The following is an 18837-nucleotide window of genomic DNA, read 5'->3' as shown; positions in this document are numbered from 1 at the left end:
TTTCGCCGCACCGGGCGGCTTGCTCCGTACTCCGCACCGGCCGCGGTCGGCCGGTGTCCGTGCCCGTGCACGTGCGCCGGGCGTGCTCAGCCGGCGTCCCGGCGTCCCGGGGTCAGCCGGTGCCGCCCGTCCGCAGGGTGCGTCCGGTGGCGGTGAGCGCGGCGTCCAGGATGGCGGTCGCCTCGGCGAGTTCGGCCGCCGTGCCGATCAGCGGCGGGAGCAGCCGGACGGTGGTCGGGCGGCTCAGGCACGGGGAGACCAGCAGCCCGGCGGCGGCCAGTTCGAGCACCATCGCGCCGGCCGCCTGCGGGGAGGCGCAGTCGAGGCCGCGCAGCAGGCCGCGGCCGGGCACGGCCCGCACCACGTCCGGGTGGCGCTCGTGCAGGCCGGTCAGTGCGGCGTCCAGCTGGGCGGCCAACTCGCGTCCGTGGTCGGCGAGTTCCTCGATCGCTTCGAGGGCGGCGGGGACGGCGGCGCAGCTCAGCGGGTGGCCGCCGAAGGTCGCCGAGTGCAGGAACGGGTCGGCCGCCAGCGGCGCGTACAGCCGCTCCGAGCAGAGCAGCGCGGAGAGCGGGACGACGCCGCCGCCCAGCGGCTTGCCGAGCAGGACCGCGTCGACGGGCAGCCCGTCGGCGAGGGCGACCGAGCGTTCGCCGCAGCGGCGCAGGCCACACTGGATCTCGTCGGCGATCACGAAGGCGCCGTGCCGGGCCGCGTCCGCGCACCACTGCCGCAGCACCCCGGTGGGCAGCGGCAGGGCGCCGTTCTCGCCCTGCACCGGTTCCAGCACCACGGCGGCCACCCGGCCGCCGGCGGTCTCCCGGCCGACCGCCGCCGGGTCCTCGGCGTCGACGTGGACCACGTCCACCTCGCAGCCGAGCAGGCCCCGGCGGTAGAGCGGGCTGTGGGTGAGCGCGAGGGCGCCCTGCGACTTGCCGTGGAAGCCGCCGCGCACCGCCAGCACCCGGGGGCGGCCGGTGGCCAGCCGGGCCAGTTTGACGGCGACCTCGACCACGTCGGCCCCGTTCAGGCCGAAGTACACCTTCGGGAGGACGTCCCCGAGGTAGCCGCTGAGCCGGGCGGCGGCCTCGGCGGTGACCGGGTTGGCCAGGCTGCGGGTCGCGGTGGGCATGGTGTCCAGCTGGGCGCGGACGGCCGCGGTGACCGCGGGGTGGCGGTGGCCGAGCAGGGTGACGGCGTAGGAGCCGAAGTCCAGCGCGGTCCGGCCGTCGGAGAGCGTCACCCGGCAGCCCTCGCCGGCCGCCTCCACCGCGCCGCGCCCGGCGAAGCCGCCGGTCAGGGCGAGCTTCGGGGAGAGGTGGCGCCGCAGCCGGTCGAAGACCACCGCGGGGTCGGTGGCGGTGCCGGGGACGGTGGTGGTCACCGGGCGGCCCCCTGGAGCAGGAGCCGCTGTTCGAGGGCGCCGAGCATCTGGGCGGCGCTCTCGCGCAGGGCGTCCGCCGCGACCGGGTTGAGCATCTCGGCGAGCAGCGGGATGCCGATGTCGAAGTCGACGTGCAGGGCGACGGTGCTGCCGCCGTCGGGCGCGGGCGACACCGACCAGTGGCCGGTGAACGCGCCGAGGTCGCCGCTGGTCTGTTCGAAGTCGAAGCGGCGGGCGGCGTGGTCGATCACCTCGGCCTCGGTCCAGCGCAGCACCGAGCCCTTGAGCCGGACCGACCAGGCGGTGGTGCGGTGCCGCTCGTCGGGCTGCTCGACGAGTTCGACCGAGTCGACGCTCTCCATGCAGTCGGGGTAGCCGAGGACGTCCACCACCACCGGCCAGGCGTCCTCGGGCGCCGCGGCGACGGGCAGTTCCACTTCAACGTGCGGCATGCGGGGGCCTCTCTTCGGTGCGGGGACGGGGTGCGGGGCCGGTGCCGCCGGGCGGGTCCAGCGCCTGGGCGCGGGCGGCGGCCAGGGCGGGCGGGAGGAGCCGGCGGAGCACCGCGCGGGGCAGCGGCCGGACGTGGGTCATCGCGTGCCACTGCTCGATCAGCGCGCAGCCCATCTCCACCTTGGGCAGGTACGCGGTCTGGGCGAAGCGGATGTGCCGGCAGCCGGTGTCCATCGCCAGCCGGACGGCCGCGTAGTGCAGGTTGTGGTAGAGCGCGGCGTCGTGGGCCAGCCGGTAGTCCAGGCCGATCCGGGCCCCGGTCGCCCCCGGCGCGATCCCGTCCGCGCCGCCCGTGCCACCCGTGCCCCCCGCACCGCCTTCGCGGCCCGCGCTCTCCGCACCGCCCGCGCTCTCCGTACCGCCCGCGCCGCCCGCACCGCCCGCGCCGGGCTGCGCGGTGAAGAGGCAGAGCAGGAAGCCGACCAGCCGTTCGCCCTCGAAGCAGGCCACCAGGCGGCTGAGCGGGTCGGCGGCGAGGGCGGCCAGGAAGGCGTGGTCCAGCACGTCCAGGGTCTGGTCGGCGCGGTCCATCACCTGCCCGTACAGGGCGAGCAGGTCGGGCAGCAGGTGGTCGAACGCGGCCAGTACCTCGATCCGCAGGCCGGGACGGGAGCCGAAGCGGCGGATCTTGGCCCGGGCGTTGCGGCGCGGTTTGGCCGGGAGGGCGGCCAGGTACTGCTCGAACGAGTCGGTGGGCAGGGCGAGTTCGGTGTCGGGCAGGCTCGGGGCGAGGAAGAAGCCGGCCTCCGTGAGCGGGGCGCGCAGCGGGGCGAGGTCGGGCCCGGCGAAGTCCTTGAAGACCACGGTGCCGAGCCGTTCGCGCCGGGCGAAGTCCAGGACGGCGGTGACCAGCAGCCGCCCGGTCGGCCCGTCGAGCGGCTCGGCCGCCAGGACGTGGCCTTGGCCGAGCAGGTGTCCGCAGAACAGCATCGGCACCCGCAGCAGGCGGGGCGCCAGGCGGCGCAGCGGGGCGAGCAGGCGGCGCTCGTGCGGGCCGACGATCCGGTCCAGCCACAGGTCGGGGAAGAGGCAGAGCGGCAGCACCGCGACTGTCTCGCCGCCCCGACGCACCGTCAGGTAGGCGTACCCGGCGGGCCCGATCCGGCTGCGCTCCAGGGCGCGGAAGACGCTCCGGGACCACATCGGGTCGCCCGCGGGGGCCAGCCGTTCCCAGCTGCCGGGCGGCAACTGGTCGATGCTGCGCAGCACTTCGAGCCGGACCGGTGGCGCGTCCGACCGCTCCGCCGGTGGCGCGTCCGAACGATCGGCCGGTGGCGCGTCCGCCCGTTCCACCGGTTCAGCCGATCCGCAGCGGGCGGCCGTCCAGGTACTCCCGCAGCGGGCGGGCCATCCTGGTGCGGGCGGGCGGGTGGAAGGTCAGGCCGACGGCGGCGGAGGCGAGGTAGGCGCCGTCCGGCGAGCCGATGAAGGACATTCCGCCGAGCGCGGCCAGGCAGGTCCGGGTGGTCTCGGCGATCGCGTCCTGCGCGGCGTAGCGGGCGGTCAGCGCCCGGACCAGCAGCGCCTCGTCCCACTCCTCCTCGGCCATCGCCCGGGCGACGGCCTCCACGGCCAGCATCGCGCCCTCGACCGGGACGAGGTACGGCGTCGGGTCGTCCCGGTCGGCGCCGGGACGCCGGAGGACGCGCTCGACCAGGGCGCTGGCGACGCCGAGGTAGCCGGCGGTCAGCAGCAGTTCGAACCAGAGGAAGCCCGCGACGTTGAGCGCGTCCGGCACCGCGTCGGCGGTGACCTCGGTGGCCACCACCATGCTCGGGTCCAACTCGACCTCGGTGAGCCGGACTTCCTCGCTCTCGGCGCCCGCCAGGATCGGCGTGCCCCAGAACGGGTGGACGGTGATGCCGGGGCTGTCGGCCGGGATCAGCGCGACCGCCAGCCGCGGTACGCCGTCCGGGCCGGGCAGGGCGACGGAGGCGGTCAGCAGGTCCATCGAGCGGGAGAGGCTGCACGGCATCTTGCTGCCGTTCAGCACGATCCGGTCGCCGCGCCGCTCGGCGGTGAGGTGCGGGGTGAGGATGTTCCGGCCCGGGCGGCCCTCGGCGAAGGCGGAGGCGACCAGCAGCCGCTGCTTGGCGACGGTCTCCAGCAGCATCCCCTCCGGGCCGTCGGAGTACTCTGCGGCCTCGACCAGGCCCGCGACCGAGAAGTGGTGCATGGTGGTGGCCACCGCGAGCGAGGGACAGCGGGCACCGACCGCGCGCTGCACCCGGACGGCCTGCAGCGCGCTCGCCCCGGCGCCGGAGTGGGCGGCGGGCACCAGCAGCCCGGGGCCGCCGGCCTCCTTGAAGGCGGCGATCGCCGGGCTGGGCGCCTGCTCCAGTTCGGCCAGCGGGTGGCGGGCCAGCGCCCGGTCCAACCCGGGCATGAGCGCTTCGAGTTCGGCGCGTTCGCGGTGCAGGAAGTTCACGGGCACGTCCTTCGGGGAGGGGCGGTACGACCCGGCCTGGGGTCGTTCGGCGGGCGACCGGCGCGGCGCTAGCCGGTGGCCGCCAGCGGCAGCGCGTCGAACGAGCGCAGGCAGGCGGAGGCGCGGCGCACCGGCGGGCCGGCCGGGGCGAGCCGGGGGAAGCGGGCCGACAGCCGGCCCAGCAGGACGGCCGCCTCCAGCCGGGCCAGGGCCGCGCCGAAGCAGTAGTGCGGCCCGGCGCCGAAGCTCAGCACGCGGACGTCCGGGCGGGTGACCAGGAACGCGTCCGGGTCCGGGTAGCGGCGCGGGTCCCGGTTCGCGGCGCCCAGCACCGCGGTCACGCTGCCCCCGGCCGGGACGGCCACCCCGCCCACCTCGGTGGGACGGGCGGCCAGCCGCTCGGTCATCAGCACCGGCCCGTCCCAGCGCAGCGCCTCCTCGACCGCGCCGGGCAGCAGCCCCGGGTCGGCCCGCAGCAGCGCGGCCTGCTCCGGGTGGGCCAGCAGCGCGGACACCGCGGTGCCCAGCAGGCCGGCCGTGGTCTCGAACCCGGCGACGAAGACCAGCAGCAGCAGATCCGCCAACTCCCGCTCGCCGAGCGGGTGTCCGTTCTCGGCGGGCGGCCGTTCGCGGGCGGCGGAGGGCCGTGCGCGCCCGCCGGACGGCCGCGTGCGTCCGCCGGACGGACCGGCGGCCGGCTCGCGGACCCGCCGCGCAGGGGCGGAACCGGCCGCCCCCTCGCGGGCCAGCAGCGCGGAGGCGAGGTCCTCGGCCGGGCGGGCGCGGCGTTCGCGCAGCAGGCCGGTGAAGTACTCCCGCAGCGCGGTCACCGCGGTGTCCGCCCGCCGCCAGTCCTCGTCCGAGCGCACCGGCTCCAGCAGCCGCGCGGCGTCCCGCCCCAGCCGGTGGAAGCGCTCCTGCTCCGCCCGGGGCACGCCGATCAGCTCGCCGACCACGGCGACCGGCAGCGGGTACCCGACCAGCGCCTGGAAATCCGCCGCCCCGCCGTCCGAGGTGGCGTCCTCGAAACGGTCGAGCAATTCGTCGACGACCTTCTCCACGCCCGCCGACAGCTCCGCCGCCCGGCGCGGCCCGAACACGGCCGTCAGCGGCCCGCGCAGCCGCTCGTGCGCGGCCCCGTTCGTCCCCAGCAGCGAGGCGTAGAAGAAGTCCGCCGCCGGGCGGGCCGCCCACTCGGGGTGCTCCCGCGCCAGCCACGGCCCGTCCGGCACCACGAAGTCGGGGCCCGCCAGCACGGCCTGGCAGTCGGCGAACCCGGTCAGGAAGCGCGTCCCCGACTCCTCGTCGTACAGCACCGGGGCGGCCTCGCGCAGCACCGCCAGCGGCCCGTACGGATCGGCCCGGAGCCCGGGGTCGAAGACCGCCGCCAGGGCGGCCCGCACCTCCGCCGACGCTCCCTCCGCCGCCCCCTCCGGGTCAGCCGCAGAACCGTTCACCGAGCTCGCCCACCTTCACCCACCGCCGCGCACGCCAGGCCCGTCGAACCGACCCGGAATTCCATGCCGTTCGGACAGAGAGTACCCGAATGCGAATACCCCGCGCACCAGGAATTGATTGAAGTGTCCATCCGGCGATAGGAATTACTGCCCGTCAGATCATTCTCTCCCCGCCCTTTCCACGACCTCCCCGTGCCCGTTTCCGCACATGTTTCCGCACACGTTCCGCCACCGCCGCCCCGCCCACCGCCACCGCCGTCGTCGGCGGTCGGGAAAGGCCGGTTCCCGGCCGCCGGCAACGGCGGACTGCGCATCGGGGCGCCCAGCGGCCCCGGCCGGGGCTCAGCGGCGGTCGGCCGCCAGGGCCTCGATCGCGGGGACGGTCGCGGCGGGGGTCGGCAGGGCCTCGTTCTCGGCGCGCAGCCGGGTGGCGGCGGCGCGCAGGGCCGGGTCGGTGGCCAGGCGGGTGAGCAGGGCGGTGTCGACGTCGCCGGAGGTGGCGCGCAGGCCCGCGCCGGCCGCGACCAGGGTGTCGGCGACGGTGAAGTTGTCGGCGCCCTGGGGCAGCACGAGCTGCGGGATGCCGGCCTGGAGGGCGGTGAGCGCGCTGCCGGAACCGCCGTGGTGCACCACCGCGTCGCAGACCCGCAGCAGTTCCGCCAGCGGCACCCAGGGCAGCGGCCGGACGTTGGCCGGGAGGGTACCGAGGGCGGCGAGGTCGGCGCCGCCGACGGCGAGCAGGAAGTCCGCGTCGACCTCGGCGGCGGCGGCCACCAGCCGGGCGATCGCGTCCACGCCGTCCACCTCGGTGACCACGGTGCCCAGCGTGACGGCGACCCGGGCCCGCCCGCCGCGGCGCAGCAGGTCGGCCGGCACCACGCCGCCGCCGTTGTAGGGCAGGTAGCGCATCCGCAGCCCGCCGGGGTCGCCGCCGAGCGACTCCGGGACGATGTTCAGCGGGGTGGTGGCGGCCGGTCCCGCGACGCCGTGCGCCGCGTAGAGGTCGGTGAAGTGGTCGGCCAGCCGGGCCGCCAGGTCCAGGCCGGAGGTGAAGCCGAAGTTGTGCAGCGCCGCCGGGATCTTCAGCTTGGCGGCGACCAGTTGGGCGGACGCCAGGCAGGAGTCGTGCACCAGCAGGTCCGCGCCCCACTCGTCGGCGACGGCGTACAGGCCGTCCACGGTGGCCCGGGAGGCGTGGGCGAAGGCGACCGCCGCCCGGTCGAGGATCTCGTCCTGGGTCAGGTGCGGCCGGGCGTAGCGGACGGACTCTCCCGCGGGGGTGACCGCCTCGAACGAGTCGCGCAGCGAACGGCCGTCACCGATCTCGACGATCGGGAACCCGGCCTGGCGGAGCTGGTCGAAGGGCGCCGGCGAGGCGAACAGCACCTCGTGCCCGGCGGCCCGCAGCGCCTGCGCGGTCGGCACCATCGGGAACAGGTGGGTGGGCGCGGCCGGTCCGGTGAAGAGCATGCGCACGGTGGTCTCCTGGTCTTTCGTCAGCCGACGGAATCACGCGGGAGCGGGCCGTACCCCGTACGGCCGCTCCCGATCCATTAACTGACGAAACCTCAGCTACCCCTTCCAGTACGATCGATAATCGGACGTTCTGCCGAAACCCTTGCCGAACCGGCCCCGGTCTGCTCTCCGGCGGGGCGGCGGTGACGGCTGCCGCGGCTGCCGCGGCAGCCGCGGCAGCCGCGGGAACGACGGTGTCGCGGTTCAGCAGGCGATCGGTGCGGAGCCCAGGGCCACGTCGTCGTACCAGAGGGTGTCGGCGCCGTTGCCGTAGGACTCCCAGCCGAGGTCCAGGGTGGTCGGCCGCGGGGCGGTGGTGCGGGTGAGCCACTGCTGGTCGATGTCCGCGGTGGGGACGCCGTCGTCGTGCAGGCCGGGCACCTGCTGGTCGTTCAGCCAGGTGTCCATGGACTGCCTGGTGGTGTCGACGGCGAAGCGGACGCAGGACCACTGGTTGACCGGCAGCGGCACGCTCTGCGCGACGCCGACCGGGCTCTGCGCGGGCAGCGTGGCGTCGTCGGACTCGCGGTTCCACTGCAGGGCGCCGTTCTGGCCGCCCAGGCGCAGGTGCTTGTTGCCGTTGGCGGCGTCCTCCATGGTGACCATGGCGATGTGGTCGGCCGGCAGCGCGGTGGTGTGGCGGACCCAGTACCGGCCGTAGACCACGGGGCCGACGGCGGAGACGTTCTTGGTGGTGGCCGCGAACACGTGGTTGCAGTAGCCGGCCCGGCCGTCGATCCGCAGCGAACGGCTGCCGCCGTGGGCGACCGCGGTGTCGACGGTCACCGTGCCGGCGCCCGAGCAGTCGGGGGCGGCGACCGTCCAGTCACCGCCCAGGCTGCTGCCGCTCTGGTCCTCGAAGCCCGAGCAGACCACGGCGGCGGAACAGCCGGAGCCCCCACCGGAACTGGCCGAGGGCGAGGGCGAGGGGGTGGGGCTGGGGCTGGGACTGGGGGTGGAAGACGGGGTCGGGGACGGGGTCGGGGACGCGGTGGCCGAACCGCCTTGGCAGGAGGCGCCGTTGAAGGCGAAGTCGGTCGGGGTCGGGTTGCCGCCCGACCAGGTGCCCTGCAACCCGAAGGCCACCGAACCACCGGCGGCCACCGACCCGTTGTAGCTCAGGCTGCTCGCCGTGACGGCCGTGCCGCTCTGGCTCACCTGCGCGTTCCACCCCGAGGTCACCTGCTGACCGGCTGCGAACGTCCAGGTCAGCGTCCAACTGCTCACCGCAGCACCCGAGTTGATGATCGACACCTGGGCGGTGAAGCCGCCGGTCCACTGGTTGCCCGTCCACGAGACCTGGCAGGCCCCGCCGCCCGCGCCCCAGGCCGGGGCCGGACGCTGGCCGAGCCCGGTCAGCAGTCCGAGGGCCACCGCGAGCACCGTGCACACGGCGAACACCACCTCCCGGCCGCGCCGACCGCCGCGCGCGCTCGCGTCACTCCGCACCATGTCGAACCTCCTTGTGTCGTCGGTACGTTGGCTGTGGGTCGTACGGTCGTGCGGGCCCCGGTCCGGACCGGCCGCGGGCTGCGGCGGGCCCGGACCGGGGCGCGGGGGTCAGGCGGCGGTGCAGGAGATGGAGCCGGTCGGGAAGTTGTTGCCGGTGGAGTTGGCGGTGAAGCCGAGGGTGGTGCTGGAGTCCGCCGCGATGGTGCCGTTGTAGGCGGCGTTCTTCACCGTCACGCCGCTGCCCGAGGTGGTCAGCACACCGTTCCACAGGCTGGTGATCGTGGTGCCGGTGCCCGTCTGCCACTGGAGCGTCCAGGACTTGATCGGCGAGGTGTTGTGGTTCATCACCTCGACCGCGGCCTGGAAGCCGCCGCTCCAGGAGCTGACGACGCTGTACGTCGCCATGCAGCCGCTGCTCGGCATCGGACCGGTGGGCGAGCTGCTCGGGGAGGACGAGGGGCTCGGGGAGGGGGAGTTGCCCGGGGAGGACGGGGAGGACGGGGAGGGCGAGGGCGTCGGCGAGGAGGGCGAGGGCGTCGGGGAGGACGGGGAGGTCGGCAGGTGGATGCCGGTCACCTCGCCGTTGCCGCCGTCGAAGACCAGGTCGGAGCAGGAGAAGAAGTTCTCCTGGCTGTCCGAGCGCACCCACTGGATGAACATCTCGGCGGGGCCGCTGCGACCCGACGGGAGGGTCATGTTCCAGCGGTAGTGGCCGCCGTCGGTCCCGGGGGTGCCCACCTGCGGCGGGTTGGCGACGGTGGTGAGCAGGCTCAGGTCGGCCCAGGCCAGCGGGGTGGTCGGGGACCAGCCCTGCCTGGTCAGGTAGATCCTGAACTCACCCGGGTGGGCAGCCCAGTTGGAGTAGTCGACCTCGATCGCGGCACCGGAGGTGAGGTGCGTCTTGGGCCAGTCGTCGCGGGCCGCGTTGTAGGCGGAGAAGTCGTAGGGGGACTTGTTGCCGGCGCTGCACAGGGTGCCGTCCGGGACGTAGCCCTGGCCGCGTCCGTTCGCGTTGGAGTCCAGCACCGCGAACCAGTTGTAGAGCGGGGTCGTCCCGCTCTGCGCGACGGCGGCCTTGCAGGCCGGGTTGGTCGGCGTCAGCGCACCGGTCCCGGTGAGCCCGTCCTGGTAGCACAGGTACGTGCGCGAGCCCGGCACGATCGCCACGCCGTGCGCGTGCGCCGAGGGCAGCCCCAGCAGCAGCGCGCAGATCGTCGCGGCCGCGGTTGCGAGGGCCGCGACGATCGATGAGGTCTTGCGTCGTGACATGAAACTTTCACCGCCTTGGTGGAGGGGGCCCGCCCGTGCCGTCCCGGCCGGGCAGGCCGTCTGACTGGGGAAAAGCCATGCTCATGCCATGAGCGGGGGGTTCTGTGGGAGCGCTCCCAAGGCCCAAAGTAACGGGCGGTCAAGTGCGTGTAAACGGGGTGGCTCCGCGCGGCCGAATGGATCAAGTCCGGCTGGAGGAAGACGAGTTGGGAGTCCGCCGCGCCACCGCCCGCGCGGGGCCCCGGTTCACGGCGGGCCGGTCCACGGCGGACCGGTTCGCAGAGCGTCGACCCGATCCCCGTCCGGGGCAGACCCGTGAGCGGGATGCACCATGGACCCGCCCCTCCGCTGGAGGTGCCATGCCCGAGGGCCACTGGGTCAGCGTCTACCGCGCCGTGTCGTACCCGGAGAAGCCCGACCGCCCGGACCGCAGGGCGGCCGGGTCCTCACCCGTGACGGCCGGGTCGTGGCGCACGAGGCCGGACTCGCCGAGCGCACCGTCCTGATCGAGTTCGACAGCTTCGAGCAGACCGTCGCGGCACGCGAGAGCGCGGCCTACCGAGAGGCGTTGGCCGTGCTCCCCAACGGCGTCGAGCGCGACGTCCGCATCGTCGAGGGCCTCGACCGACCGGGGTCCGGTCGGACCTGCGCCGGACACCCCCCCTCGGCGGCCCGCGCGTCGGCGGCGACCGCGCCCGGCACTGGCGCCGGGCCCGGTCGCCGTCAGCCCCGAGGTCACGCCGACGCCGACCCTCCCGTAAGCATCCGGCCGAGCGGGGCAGCCACCGTCCGGTCACGCCTGCCGCACCCGTCCCGCTCACCGTTCCCGTCGCACCTGCCGCCCCCTGGCGGTCCTCGCCCGGCCCGCAGCCGGTCTCGTGCGCGGTGGTGGACGTCCTCCCCGGGGCCGCCTCCCCCGTGGCGGCCAGGTCTGCGCCAGGCTGACGACCCCGCCGGGAATCCGTCGGCACCCGGCAGTCACCCACGGCGCACCTTCCGACCGACCCGCCGCACGATCAGGCGGGCTGCGGTTCCTCGCTGCCGTGGACGACCTTCAGCAGGAGTTCGGCCAGTTGGTCCGGCACGGTGACCATGCAGTCGTGGCCGCTCCTCAGCTGCCACACCCGCGACGGGGTGCCGTTGGGTTGCGTCGCGGGGACGGGGCGGCGGACGACGCCCTCCGGCACGCTGCCGACGCAGTGGATGTGGGTGCGGGGGATGGCGTCCGCGGCCGGGTCGGTCAGCCGGACCGGCTGCTGGAAGCAGCGCGCGGACTCGTCGGAGAGCAGGGTGCGCAGCCAGGCCGCGTCTGCCGGGTCGGTGACGCCGAACAGGCCGGCGGGCGGCGGCAGTTCCGGCAGCGGCGGGATGCGCCAGGGGGTGTCGGTGCCGGCGGCGAGTTCGAGCAGGTGCCCGGTCACGGGCATGATGTCGAGCGCGCTCTCGCCGTCGGCCGGGACCATCGCGTCGAGGTGGACCAGTGCGGCGATCCGGTCCGGGAGCCGGTCGGCCACGGCGGACGTGATCAACCCCGCGTAGCTGTGCCCGACCAGCACCACGTCGGTGAGGTCCTCCGCCAGTATCAGGCCGGTGACGTCGGCGACGTGGGTGTCGAGCCCGACCTCCGGGCCGAGCAGGTGCTCCCGCTCGCCGTGGCCGGTGAGCGAGGGGGCGAGGACGCGGTGCCCGGCCCGGGTCAGCAGGGGTGCCACCCGGTCCCAGACGCGCCCGTTGTGCCAGGCGCCGTGGACGAGGACGTAGGTTTCCGTTCGCGGTGTACTCATGTCCAGGACGCTACGCAGCCGACAGGTACCCCTTGGTACCTTTCGGCCCGTGCGCGACCCTGCGGAGGACGTCTTCCTCGCCGACTGCCCGGCCCGGCCGGCCATCGAGATCATCGCCGACAAGTGGGCGGTGGTCGTCCTGTTCGCGCTCAGCCGCCGACCGTGCCGGCACGGCGAACTCGTCGACCTGATCGGCGGCGTCTCGCGCAAGGTGCTCACCCAGACGCTGCGCAGGCTGCAGGGCTACGGCCTGGTCGAGCGCCGCGCGTACGCCGAGGCCCCGCCACGGGTCGAGTACCGCCTGACCGCACTGGGCACGACCCTCGTCGGGCCGATCGCCGCCCTGCCGGACTGGGCGCGGGCGCACGGGGAGGCCGTCGTCAACTTCCAGGAGGCGGCGGAGAACGGACCGGCAGCCGACGCCTGACCGGCGGCCCGGCGGCCCGGCCGCCCCGCTGCCCCGCTGCCCGACCGTCCCGCTGCCCGACCGTCCCGCGCGTCGGCGACGTCCCGGGTCACAGCAGGTGCGACTGGCGGCTCCGGTCGGCGCTCCCGGGTTCGGGGCCGTCCTGCGGCATCGGGCCGGTCCGGGTGCCCGCGGTCTGCTCCCGCGCGTGATCCGGCTCCTTGGCCAGGGCCTCGCGCTGTCGGGCGAACTCCTGGCGGTACGCCTCACGACGCTCCCCGCGGCGTTTCTCGCGGCGCCCCTCGGCCGACTCCGCGTCGGCGCGGGCATGCTCCTCGACCTCGGCACGTTCCTCGGCTCGGACGCGCTCCTCGGCGCGGGCATGCTCCTCGACCTCGGCACGTTCCTCGTCCCGGGCGCGCTCCTCCGCGTGGGCGTGCTCCTCCGCAAGGGCGTCGCGGCGTTCGCGGGCGTCCGCCGCCGCGCGGCGGGAGTGTCGCGGTCCGCGCCGGGCGGTCGCGCCGCGCCGGGCGCCGGCCAGCAGGAGGGCCAGGCCGAGCATGCCGACCGCTCCGACCACGACGCCCCAGAGGAACAGCATCCCGGTGGAGCCGGTCATGTGGTGTCCGAACACCGCGAAGGAGTCGGCGAGTTGGTGCGCGCTGCCGGTGTTGCCGAGGATTCCCGCCACCGCGACGACGGCCGCGACGACCAGGAGGACAAGTCCGAGGATGACGAGCATGACGTGCTCCCAAGGGGTCTACGTCGTATGCCTACAGTCAACGTCCGGACTACACTGGTGTCCACACCGGATGTCCACGAACTTTGCGTCACCGGTGCTCACCCCGGCACGACGAGGCCCGCCCGACGAGGAGGCGCCACGATGGCCGTTTCCGAGGCTCCCGCCTCCGCGCGGGAGGTCGAACCACCCGCCGTGGAGCGGCTCAGCCTGGAGCGGGTGCTGGGCTGCGCGCTGGAGATCGTCGACCGGGACGGCGTCGAGAAGCTGTCCATGCGGCGGCTGGCCCGGGCCCTCGGGCGCGATCCGATGAGCCTGTACCGGCACGCCCCCAACAAGGCCGCCCTGCTCGACGGCGTCGCCGACACGCTGCTGCGCCGGCTCACCGTCGACGCCGACGACCCGGACTGGACCGGCCAGTTGCGCGCCTTCGCCCGCGGTTACCGCCGACTCGCCCTCGACCACCCCAACGCCGTCCCCCTGCTGGTCACCCGTCCCCTCGCCACGCCGCTCGCGCTGCGGCCCACCGGCACCCTCCGCCCGCTCGAAGCCATCCTCGCCCTGCTCGTCAGGGCGGGCTTCACGGGCACCGCCGCCCTGCACGCCTACCGCTCCCTGATCGGGCTGCTGCACGGTCACGTCCTCAACGAGCTGCAGGAACTCGTCGACAACCCCGACGAGACCGACGCCCTGCTCCGGCTGGGCCTGTACCGGCTTCCGATCCGCGAGTTCCCCGTCCTGCGCGGCCTCGCCCCCGCACTCGTCTGCTACGACGGAGCCGCCGAACTCGAACGCGGCCTCGACCTCCTCCTCTCCGGCCTCGCCGCCGAGCCGCCCTGACCCCCGCCGCACCGCCCTGACCTCCGTCGCACCGGGGACCGCCACCGCCATCGAAGGGAACAGCACCGCCTCCGCCCAGCGGAGCACCGTTTCACCAGGGGGAACAGGAACGAAGGCCACCATGATCACCCTCGGAGTCATCCTCCTCGTCATTGGCTTCATCGCCGGCATCCCGGTCCTGTGGACCATCGGCATCATCCTCGCGGTCATCGGCCTCGGCCTGGTGCTCGCGGGCGCGCTCGGGCACGAGATCGCCGGCCGCCGCCACTACTGGTGACCCGGCACCGTCCACCCCGCAGCACGGACGGGGCGCCCGGTCACGATCGACCGGGCGCCCCGCGCCCACGAACGGCCCGTCGGCCGCCCCTCGTTACGCCCGTCCGGGCCAGGCGGCGGCCCGGTCGCGGGCGACCTCGGCCCGTTCCCCGGCCGCGCCGGCTCCGTCGGCGGGCTCGGCGGCCGACGGCAGGAAGCCGGAGCGGGCCGCCTCCCCCGCCGGGTCGTCGTCCGGCTGCGCGGGCGCGGCGAGCAGCGCGCTCGCCGTCCGGACGTTGGCCGGGTCGGCCGCCGCGGTCATCAGCCGGGCCGCGTCGACGGGGTCCGTCTCCGGCGGGACGACCAGCAGGTCCAGCCTGCGCGGGGTGTACGAGCAGACCCTGATCAGGTGCTCGTCCTGCTCGACGGTGAACCAGCCCGCGTGGACGACGTGCCCGGTGACCGGGATGCGCCGGGGGATGACGGGCCACTGCGCGGGGTTGACGGTGATCCGGGTGACCCGGCCCCACCGCCGGTCGAGTTCGGCGGCCAGGGAGGGCAGTTCGAGGAGGAGGTCCCGCGAGCGGGGCCACCAGGCCCCGTCCAGCCGGCCGGGCCGGACCCCCTGGGGGGCGAGGGAGAGCCGTGGGGTGGATTCCAGGGCGGTGGGCGTCGTCGCACGATCGAGCATCGCGGTCATGGCCAAGCACCTGTCTCCGGGCCTGGCCCGAACGGGCCGGTCCGGCATTGCCGTTCGCCGGAGACGACGCCAGTATCCGGTGCCGGCATGCGAAGTGCCTTCGGTGATCTCCAGGTTACTCTCCGTCGGCCCCGAACCCACCCTGTTTCCGGGGGTCAGTTTCCGGGGAGCGGTTTCCGCCCCGGCCGTGGGGCGCGATCAGCCTGCCGCCGGACGGACCCGGGCCTGCGGGCGGACCAGCAGTGCGGCGGCGTAGCAGGTGGTGGCGACCGCCATGATGCTGAAGCTGGGCGGCAGTCGGGGCACCGTGACGGAGAGGGCGAGTCCGGCCCACATCTCCAGGACGGCGAGGGCGGCGGAGAGGCCGAGCGCCCGGTAGGGGCGGTCGGTGAGCCGGACGGCGGCGCCGGCGGGCGCGGCGAGCAGCCCGAGCAGGAGCAGCGAGCCGACCGCCTGGGTGGCCTCGGCCGCGCAGGCGCCGACCAGTGCGAGGAAGACCAGGCCGAGCGTACCGGTGCGCACGCCGCGGGCGGCGGCGACGGCTTCGTCGAGGGTGGCGAACAGCAGCGGGCGGGCGATCAGCAGGACGGCCGCGGCGATGACCGCCGCGATCGCGGCGGCGGTGGCGGCCCGGGCGGCGTCCAGGCCGTAGACGGAGCCGAACAGGACGCTGATCCCGGCGTTGCCCCGGTCGGCGCCGCGGTGGGTCGCGTACAGGGTGAGGAAGAAGGTGCCGAGGCCGAGGATCCAGGAGAACAGGGTGCCGATGACCACGTCGTCGGGTCGGCCCCGGCGGCCGAGCGCGCCGAGCAGCAGGGCGGCGCCGACCGTGGCGGCGAACAGGCCGAGCCGCAGGTCGTAGCCGCCGGCGAGGGCGGCCATGGCACCGGTGAAGGCGACGTGGCTGAGGGTGTCGCCGGTGAAGGTCTGGGCGCGCAGCACCAGGAAGTACCCGACCAGGCCGGAGGCGAGGGCGATCGCGGTGCCGGCCAGCAGGGCGTGCTGGAAGAAGGGCTGGTGGAGGGCGTTCATCGTTCCGGTGCTCCGAGGGGCGGGCGGCGGCCGGACGCACCGGGCGGCGGGGCGTCACCGATGGCGAAGGCGTCACCGATGGCGAGGACGACGGCGACGGCGACAGCGACAGCGACAGCGACGGCGATCGCGGTGCCGGCCGACGGGGCGGGCCGGTGGAGGAGCCGGTGGCAGGACCGGCGGCGGGCGGCGGTCATGCCGGTGCTCCGGTGGGCAGCGGGCCGCGGGTGCGGCCGAGGGCGGTGTGCAGGGCGCGGCCGAGGTGGGCCAGCAGGTAGCCGGCGAAGGCGAAGGTGGTGACGAAGAAGCCGAGCGGGTAGGGCTGGTAGTAGGCGGCGAACAGGCCGAGCCAGCAGGCCGCGAGGCCGATCAGGGCGCTCAGCAGCAGGCCGAGGGCGGGCCGGGCGGTCAGCACCTGGGCGGTGGCGGCGGGCATCACCAGCAGGGCGAAGACCAGCAGGCTGCCGGTGATCTGCCCGGCCTCGGCCGTCGCGGTGCCCAGCAGGAGCAGGAAGGCGGCGCCGAGCAGCCGGACGGGGACGCCGCGGGCGGCGGCGACGTCCGGGTCGAGGGTGGCGAACAGCAGCGGCCGGGCGATCAGGGCCAGTGCCAGCAGGACGGCCGCGCCGACCGCGGTGAGCAGCACGACCTGGCCGGTGGTGATGCCCAGGAAGGTCCCGAACAGCAGGGCCTGCGGGCCGCCGAGCAGGCCCTTGTAGAGGGTGACGAAGAGGAAGCCGCAGGCCAGGGCGGACGACTGCACGGTGCCGGTGGCCGCGGACTCCTGCGCCGCCCCGGCCCGGCCGCTGTCGCGCAGCAGGGCGAGGCCGAGGGCGGCGGCCGTGCAGGCGCCGAGGTAGCCGAGCGGGACGGGCAGGCCGAGCAGGGTGGCGAGCGCGGCGCCGGGGAAGGCCACCACGGACAGGGTGTGCCCGGCGAAGGTCTGCCGGCGCAGCACCATGAACCAGCCGACGGCGGACGCGACCACGGCGACCACGGCCCCGGCCCGGAACGCGTTGACCATGAAGAGGTAGGACCACATGTCCCGGAGGTCGGCGGCGAGGTTCCAGGAGAAGGCCGGTGCGGCGGTGTCGGCTAGCAGCACGGGCCACAGCTCCGGCAGTCCTCGGGCACGCCGACCACGACCAGTCGGCCGTCCCCGGTGCGCAGCACCTCGACGGGGGCGCCGTACAGGCGGCTGAGGGTGGCGGAGGTGATCACCTCGGCCGGCGGGCCGGAGACGGCCCGGCCCTCGGCGAGGTACACCACCCGGTCGAGGTGGTGCAGGATCGGGTTGACGTCGTGGGCGACCATGACGACGCACACCCCGCTCTCCCGGCAGATCCGGCCGAGCAGCGCGGCGACGGCGCCCTGGTTGGGCAGGTCGAGGCTGTCGAGCGGTTCGTCGAGCAGCAGCAGCCGGGGGCGGGTGACCAGGGCCTGGGCGAGCAGCAGGCGCTGCTGCTCGCCGCCGGAGCACTGGCCGACCGGCCGCCGGGCGTAGCCGGTGGCGCCGGTCAACTCGATGGCCTCGTCGACGCGTTGGCGGGCGAGGCGGCGGCGGGCCCGGGTGGCGGCGCGCAGTCCGGGGAGCGGGACGCCCCAGCGGTGGCCGTCGAGGCCGAGGCGGACGAGGTCGGTGCCGCGGATCCGGACGCCCGCGTCGAAGGTGCGGCGCTGCGGCAGGTAGCCGATGGCGGTGCGCTCCGGGACGCGGACCTCGCCGGCGGCGGCCGGCACCGCGCCGAGCAGCAGCTTGACCAGGGTGGACTTGCCGACCCCATTGGGGCCGAGGACGGCGGTGAACTCCCCTTCCCGGGCGGTGAGTTCGACGTCGGACCAGAGCGTGCGCCCACCGGCCCGGGCGGCGGCGCCGCGCAGTTCGAGCACGGGCCGGCGGACGGCGGGGCCGGGGTCGGGGCCGGGGCCGCTTCCGGCGGCGGGGCCGGGACCGGGGTCGGACGGGCGGGTCGTGGCGCGCTCGGCGGATGCGGCGGTCACTTGCCGGTCGCCTGCTTCAACGCGTCCGCGATGCCACGGAGTTCGGCGAGCTGCCAGTCCTGGAAGGAGGCGGTGGCCGGGTCCGGCGTCTCGGTGACGGTGGCGACGGGTATGCCCTGCGCCTTGGCGGCCTGGACCTGGGCCTTGATGTCCGGGGTGTCGTTCTGGCTGTTGTAGACGTAGATGCCGATCTGCCTGCCGCTGATCTGCCGGTCGGCGGTGGACTTGTCGGCGGCCGTCGGGTCGGCGCCCTCGCTGACGGCGTCGAGCAGGCCCTCGGGGGTGAGGAGCCGGAGGCCGAGGCCCTCGGCGAGCGGGGTGACGATCGACTCGGAGGCGCCGATCGGGGTGCCGGCGTAGGTGGCCTTGATCTGCGCGATCAGCTGGTCGTAGGGGGCGAGCGCGGTGCCGAGGAACTCGGTCCGGCGCTGGTCGAAGTAGGCGGCGTCGGCGGGGTCGAGCTTCTGGTAGTCCTCGGTGATCCGGTCGATCACCCGGTGCACGCTGGCCGGGGAGTACCACTGGTGCGGGTTGCCGCCCTCCTGGATGCCGACCAGGTCGCCGACCTTGAGCGCGGTGCGGTCGGGGGCGGGGTTGGCGGCGAGCAGCTTGTCCGCCCAGGCGTCGTAGCCGATGCCGTTGGTGATGACGTACCGGGCGCCGGCCACGGTGCGGCCGTCGGCGGCGGTCGGCTCGTAGTCGTGCGGGTCGGCGTCCGGGTTGCTGATGATGTCGCTCACCTCGACGTGCTCGCCGCCGAGTTGGGCGGCGAGGGACCCCCAGAAGCTCTCCGCGGCGGCGACCCGGATGGTCCTCCCCGCCGCACCTGCCGCACCCGCAGCCGCGTCCGCCGCCCCCGTGGCGGCGTCGGACTTGGCGGGGCTGGTCGAGCAGGCGGCGGTGGCGGCCAGCGCCAGCGCGGCGGCAGTGGCGGCGGCGAGCCGGACCGGTCGGGCGGATCGGGCAGGTCGGGCGGATCGGGCAGGTCGGGCGGGCGCGGAGATGCGCATGGCGGTGGTGCTCCTCGGCAGGGGGGTGCGAACCCCCTCACCATAGATGGAA

19 protein-coding genes and 1 pseudogene are annotated in these 18837 nt (G+C 75.2%); 4 read left to right on the top strand and 16 right to left on the bottom strand.

Features of this window, described 5'->3' with window-relative positions:
* Window positions 1–112: 112 nt before the first annotated feature.
* The 8 genes from ACIP60_RS00310 to ACIP60_RS00275 all read right to left on the bottom strand — a co-directional run bounded on the left by ACIP60_RS00310 (window position 113) and on the right by ACIP60_RS00275 (window position 10018).
* Complete coding sequence (locus ACIP60_RS00310) at window positions 113–1384, bottom strand: aspartate aminotransferase family protein (protein WP_400678600.1); 1272 nt, start codon at window positions 1382–1384, stop codon at window positions 113–115.
* Complete coding sequence (locus ACIP60_RS00305; protein ID WP_400678598.1) at window positions 1381–1836, bottom strand: type II toxin-antitoxin system RatA family toxin; 456 nt, start codon at window positions 1834–1836, stop codon at window positions 1381–1383. Before ACIP60_RS00305 ends, ACIP60_RS00310 begins: the two co-directional genes overlap by 4 nt.
* The gene (locus tag ACIP60_RS00300) at window positions 1823–3106 is read right to left on the bottom strand and encodes a GNAT family N-acetyltransferase (protein WP_400678597.1); all 1284 of its coding nucleotides are present in this window, start codon (window positions 3104–3106) and stop codon (window positions 1823–1825) included. The genes ACIP60_RS00305 and ACIP60_RS00300 overlap by 14 nt, the downstream gene beginning before the upstream one ends.
* Before the next feature lie 88 nt (window positions 3107–3194).
* Window positions 3195–4325 (bottom strand): acyl-CoA dehydrogenase, encoded by a 1131-nt coding sequence (locus tag ACIP60_RS00295; RefSeq protein WP_400678596.1) that lies wholly within the window; start codon window positions 4323–4325, stop codon window positions 3195–3197.
* Window positions 4326–4393: 68 nt separating this feature from the next.
* Complete coding sequence (locus ACIP60_RS00290) at window positions 4394–5782, bottom strand: cytochrome P450 (RefSeq protein ID WP_400678595.1); 1389 nt, start codon at window positions 5780–5782, stop codon at window positions 4394–4396.
* 342 nt (window positions 5783–6124) lie between these two features.
* Window positions 6125–7252, bottom strand: coding sequence for a nucleotide disphospho-sugar-binding domain-containing protein (locus tag ACIP60_RS00285; RefSeq protein WP_400679891.1), 1128 nt, complete (start codon window positions 7250–7252; stop codon window positions 6125–6127).
* Window positions 7253–7501: 249 nt separating this feature from the next.
* Window positions 7502–8749: a cellulose-binding domain-containing protein gene (locus ACIP60_RS00280; protein WP_400678593.1), complete on the bottom strand. Its 1248-nt coding sequence runs from the start codon at window positions 8747–8749 to the stop codon at window positions 7502–7504.
* 108 nt (window positions 8750–8857) lie between these two features.
* Window positions 8858–10018 (bottom strand): lytic polysaccharide monooxygenase, encoded by a 1161-nt coding sequence (locus ACIP60_RS00275; RefSeq protein ID WP_400678592.1) that lies wholly within the window; start codon window positions 10016–10018, stop codon window positions 8858–8860.
* A 359-nt stretch (window positions 10019–10377) separates the two neighbouring features.
* Here ACIP60_RS00275 and ACIP60_RS00270 point away from each other — a divergent pair.
* A pseudogene (locus tag ACIP60_RS00270) lies at window positions 10378–10643 on the top strand (DUF1330 domain-containing protein); the annotation flags it as partial.
* A 391-nt stretch (window positions 10644–11034) separates the two neighbouring features.
* Here the strand turns inward: ACIP60_RS00270 and ACIP60_RS00265 are convergent.
* Entirely contained in the window at window positions 11035–11802 is a 768-nt protein-coding gene (locus ACIP60_RS00265; protein WP_400678591.1) for an alpha/beta hydrolase, read from the bottom strand.
* A gap of 49 nt (window positions 11803–11851) precedes the next feature.
* Between ACIP60_RS00265 and ACIP60_RS00260 the strand changes: the two genes are divergently transcribed.
* Complete coding sequence (locus ACIP60_RS00260) at window positions 11852–12229, top strand: winged helix-turn-helix transcriptional regulator (protein ID WP_400678590.1); 378 nt, start codon at window positions 11852–11854, stop codon at window positions 12227–12229.
* 88 nt (window positions 12230–12317) lie between these two features.
* Here the strand turns inward: ACIP60_RS00260 and ACIP60_RS00255 are convergent, their stop codons facing one another.
* Window positions 12318–12950, bottom strand: coding sequence for a hypothetical protein (locus tag ACIP60_RS00255; RefSeq protein WP_400678588.1), 633 nt, complete (start codon window positions 12948–12950; stop codon window positions 12318–12320).
* Window positions 12951–13091: 141 nt separating this feature from the next.
* Between ACIP60_RS00255 and ACIP60_RS00250 the strand changes: the two genes are divergently transcribed.
* The gene (locus ACIP60_RS00250) at window positions 13092–13787 is read left to right on the top strand and encodes a WHG domain-containing protein (protein WP_400678587.1); all 696 of its coding nucleotides are present in this window, start codon (window positions 13092–13094) and stop codon (window positions 13785–13787) included.
* Between the two features lie 121 nt (window positions 13788–13908).
* On the top strand, window positions 13909–14064 hold the full coding sequence (locus ACIP60_RS00245; protein ID WP_282203096.1) for a DUF6131 family protein: 156 nt from the start codon (window positions 13909–13911) through the stop codon (window positions 14062–14064).
* 93 nt (window positions 14065–14157) lie between these two features.
* Here the strand turns inward: ACIP60_RS00245 and ACIP60_RS00240 are convergent, their stop codons facing one another.
* The 6 genes from ACIP60_RS00240 to ACIP60_RS00215 form a co-directional block, all read right to left on the bottom strand.
* On the bottom strand, window positions 14158–14742 hold the full coding sequence (locus ACIP60_RS00240) for a DUF5994 family protein (RefSeq protein WP_400678586.1): 585 nt from the start codon (window positions 14740–14742) through the stop codon (window positions 14158–14160).
* A gap of 198 nt (window positions 14743–14940) precedes the next feature.
* Window positions 14941–15774: a metal ABC transporter permease gene (locus tag ACIP60_RS00235; RefSeq protein WP_400678584.1), complete on the bottom strand. Its 834-nt coding sequence runs from the start codon at window positions 15772–15774 to the stop codon at window positions 14941–14943.
* Window positions 15771–15971, bottom strand: coding sequence for a hypothetical protein (locus ACIP60_RS00230; protein WP_400678581.1), 201 nt, complete (start codon window positions 15969–15971; stop codon window positions 15771–15773). The genes ACIP60_RS00235 and ACIP60_RS00230 overlap by 4 nt, the downstream gene beginning before the upstream one ends.
* The gene (locus ACIP60_RS00225; protein WP_400678580.1) at window positions 15968–16879 is read right to left on the bottom strand and encodes a metal ABC transporter permease; all 912 of its coding nucleotides are present in this window, start codon (window positions 16877–16879) and stop codon (window positions 15968–15970) included. The genes ACIP60_RS00230 and ACIP60_RS00225 overlap by 4 nt, the downstream gene beginning before the upstream one ends.
* Window positions 16870–17775 carry a metal ABC transporter ATP-binding protein gene (locus ACIP60_RS00220; protein WP_400678579.1) on the bottom strand — a complete coding sequence of 302 codons (906 nt, stop codon included), beginning with the start codon at window positions 17773–17775 and terminating at the stop codon, window positions 16870–16872. Before ACIP60_RS00220 ends, ACIP60_RS00225 begins: the two co-directional genes overlap by 10 nt.
* The gene (locus ACIP60_RS00215) at window positions 17772–18785 is read right to left on the bottom strand and encodes a metal ABC transporter solute-binding protein, Zn/Mn family (RefSeq protein ID WP_400678577.1); all 1014 of its coding nucleotides are present in this window, start codon (window positions 18783–18785) and stop codon (window positions 17772–17774) included. Before ACIP60_RS00215 ends, ACIP60_RS00220 begins: the two co-directional genes overlap by 4 nt.
* Window positions 18786–18837: the final 52 nt, after the last annotated feature.

The sequence above is a fragment of the Kitasatospora sp. NPDC088783 genome (assembly GCF_044750705.1).
In the GTDB taxonomy this organism is placed as follows: domain Bacteria; phylum Actinomycetota; class Actinomycetes; order Streptomycetales; family Streptomycetaceae; genus Kitasatospora; species Kitasatospora fiedleri.
Note: the sequence above shows the minus strand (reverse complement) of the source record. Positions and strands in the feature narration are given on the sequence as shown.

What these genes read in the sequence shown, in the direction of transcription:
- ACIP60_RS00285 (WP_400679891.1), bottom strand. Translation starts at nt 7,252, where the DNA reads ATGCTCTTCACCGGACCGGCCGCGCCCACCCACCTGTTCCCGATGGTG.
- ACIP60_RS00305 (WP_400678598.1), bottom strand. Translation starts at nt 1,836, where the DNA reads ATGCCGCACGTTGAAGTGGAACTGCCCGTCGCCGCGGCGCCCGAGGAC.
- ACIP60_RS00250 (WP_400678587.1), top strand. Translation starts at nt 13,092, where the DNA reads ATGGCCGTTTCCGAGGCTCCCGCCTCCGCGCGGGAGGTCGAACCACCC.
- ACIP60_RS00255 (WP_400678588.1), bottom strand. Translation starts at nt 12,950, where the DNA reads ATGCTCGTCATCCTCGGACTTGTCCTCCTGGTCGTCGCGGCCGTCGTC.
- ACIP60_RS00245 (WP_282203096.1), top strand. Translation starts at nt 13,909, where the DNA reads ATGATCACCCTCGGAGTCATCCTCCTCGTCATTGGCTTCATCGCCGGC.
- ACIP60_RS00235 (WP_400678584.1), bottom strand. Translation starts at nt 15,774, where the DNA reads ATGAACGCCCTCCACCAGCCCTTCTTCCAGCACGCCCTGCTGGCCGGC.
- ACIP60_RS00215 (WP_400678577.1), bottom strand. Translation starts at nt 18,785, where the DNA reads ATGCGCATCTCCGCGCCCGCCCGACCTGCCCGATCCGCCCGACCTGCC.
- ACIP60_RS00280 (WP_400678593.1), bottom strand. Translation starts at nt 8,749, where the DNA reads ATGGTGCGGAGTGACGCGAGCGCGCGCGGCGGTCGGCGCGGCCGGGAG.
- ACIP60_RS00265 (WP_400678591.1), bottom strand. Translation starts at nt 11,802, where the DNA reads ATGAGTACACCGCGAACGGAAACCTACGTCCTCGTCCACGGCGCCTGG.
- ACIP60_RS00230 (WP_400678581.1), bottom strand. Translation starts at nt 15,971, where the DNA reads ATGACCGCCGCCCGCCGCCGGTCCTGCCACCGGCTCCTCCACCGGCCC.
- ACIP60_RS00275 (WP_400678592.1), bottom strand. Translation starts at nt 10,018, where the DNA reads ATGTCACGACGCAAGACCTCATCGATCGTCGCGGCCCTCGCAACCGCG.
- ACIP60_RS00240 (WP_400678586.1), bottom strand. Translation starts at nt 14,742, where the DNA reads ATGACCGCGATGCTCGATCGTGCGACGACGCCCACCGCCCTGGAATCC.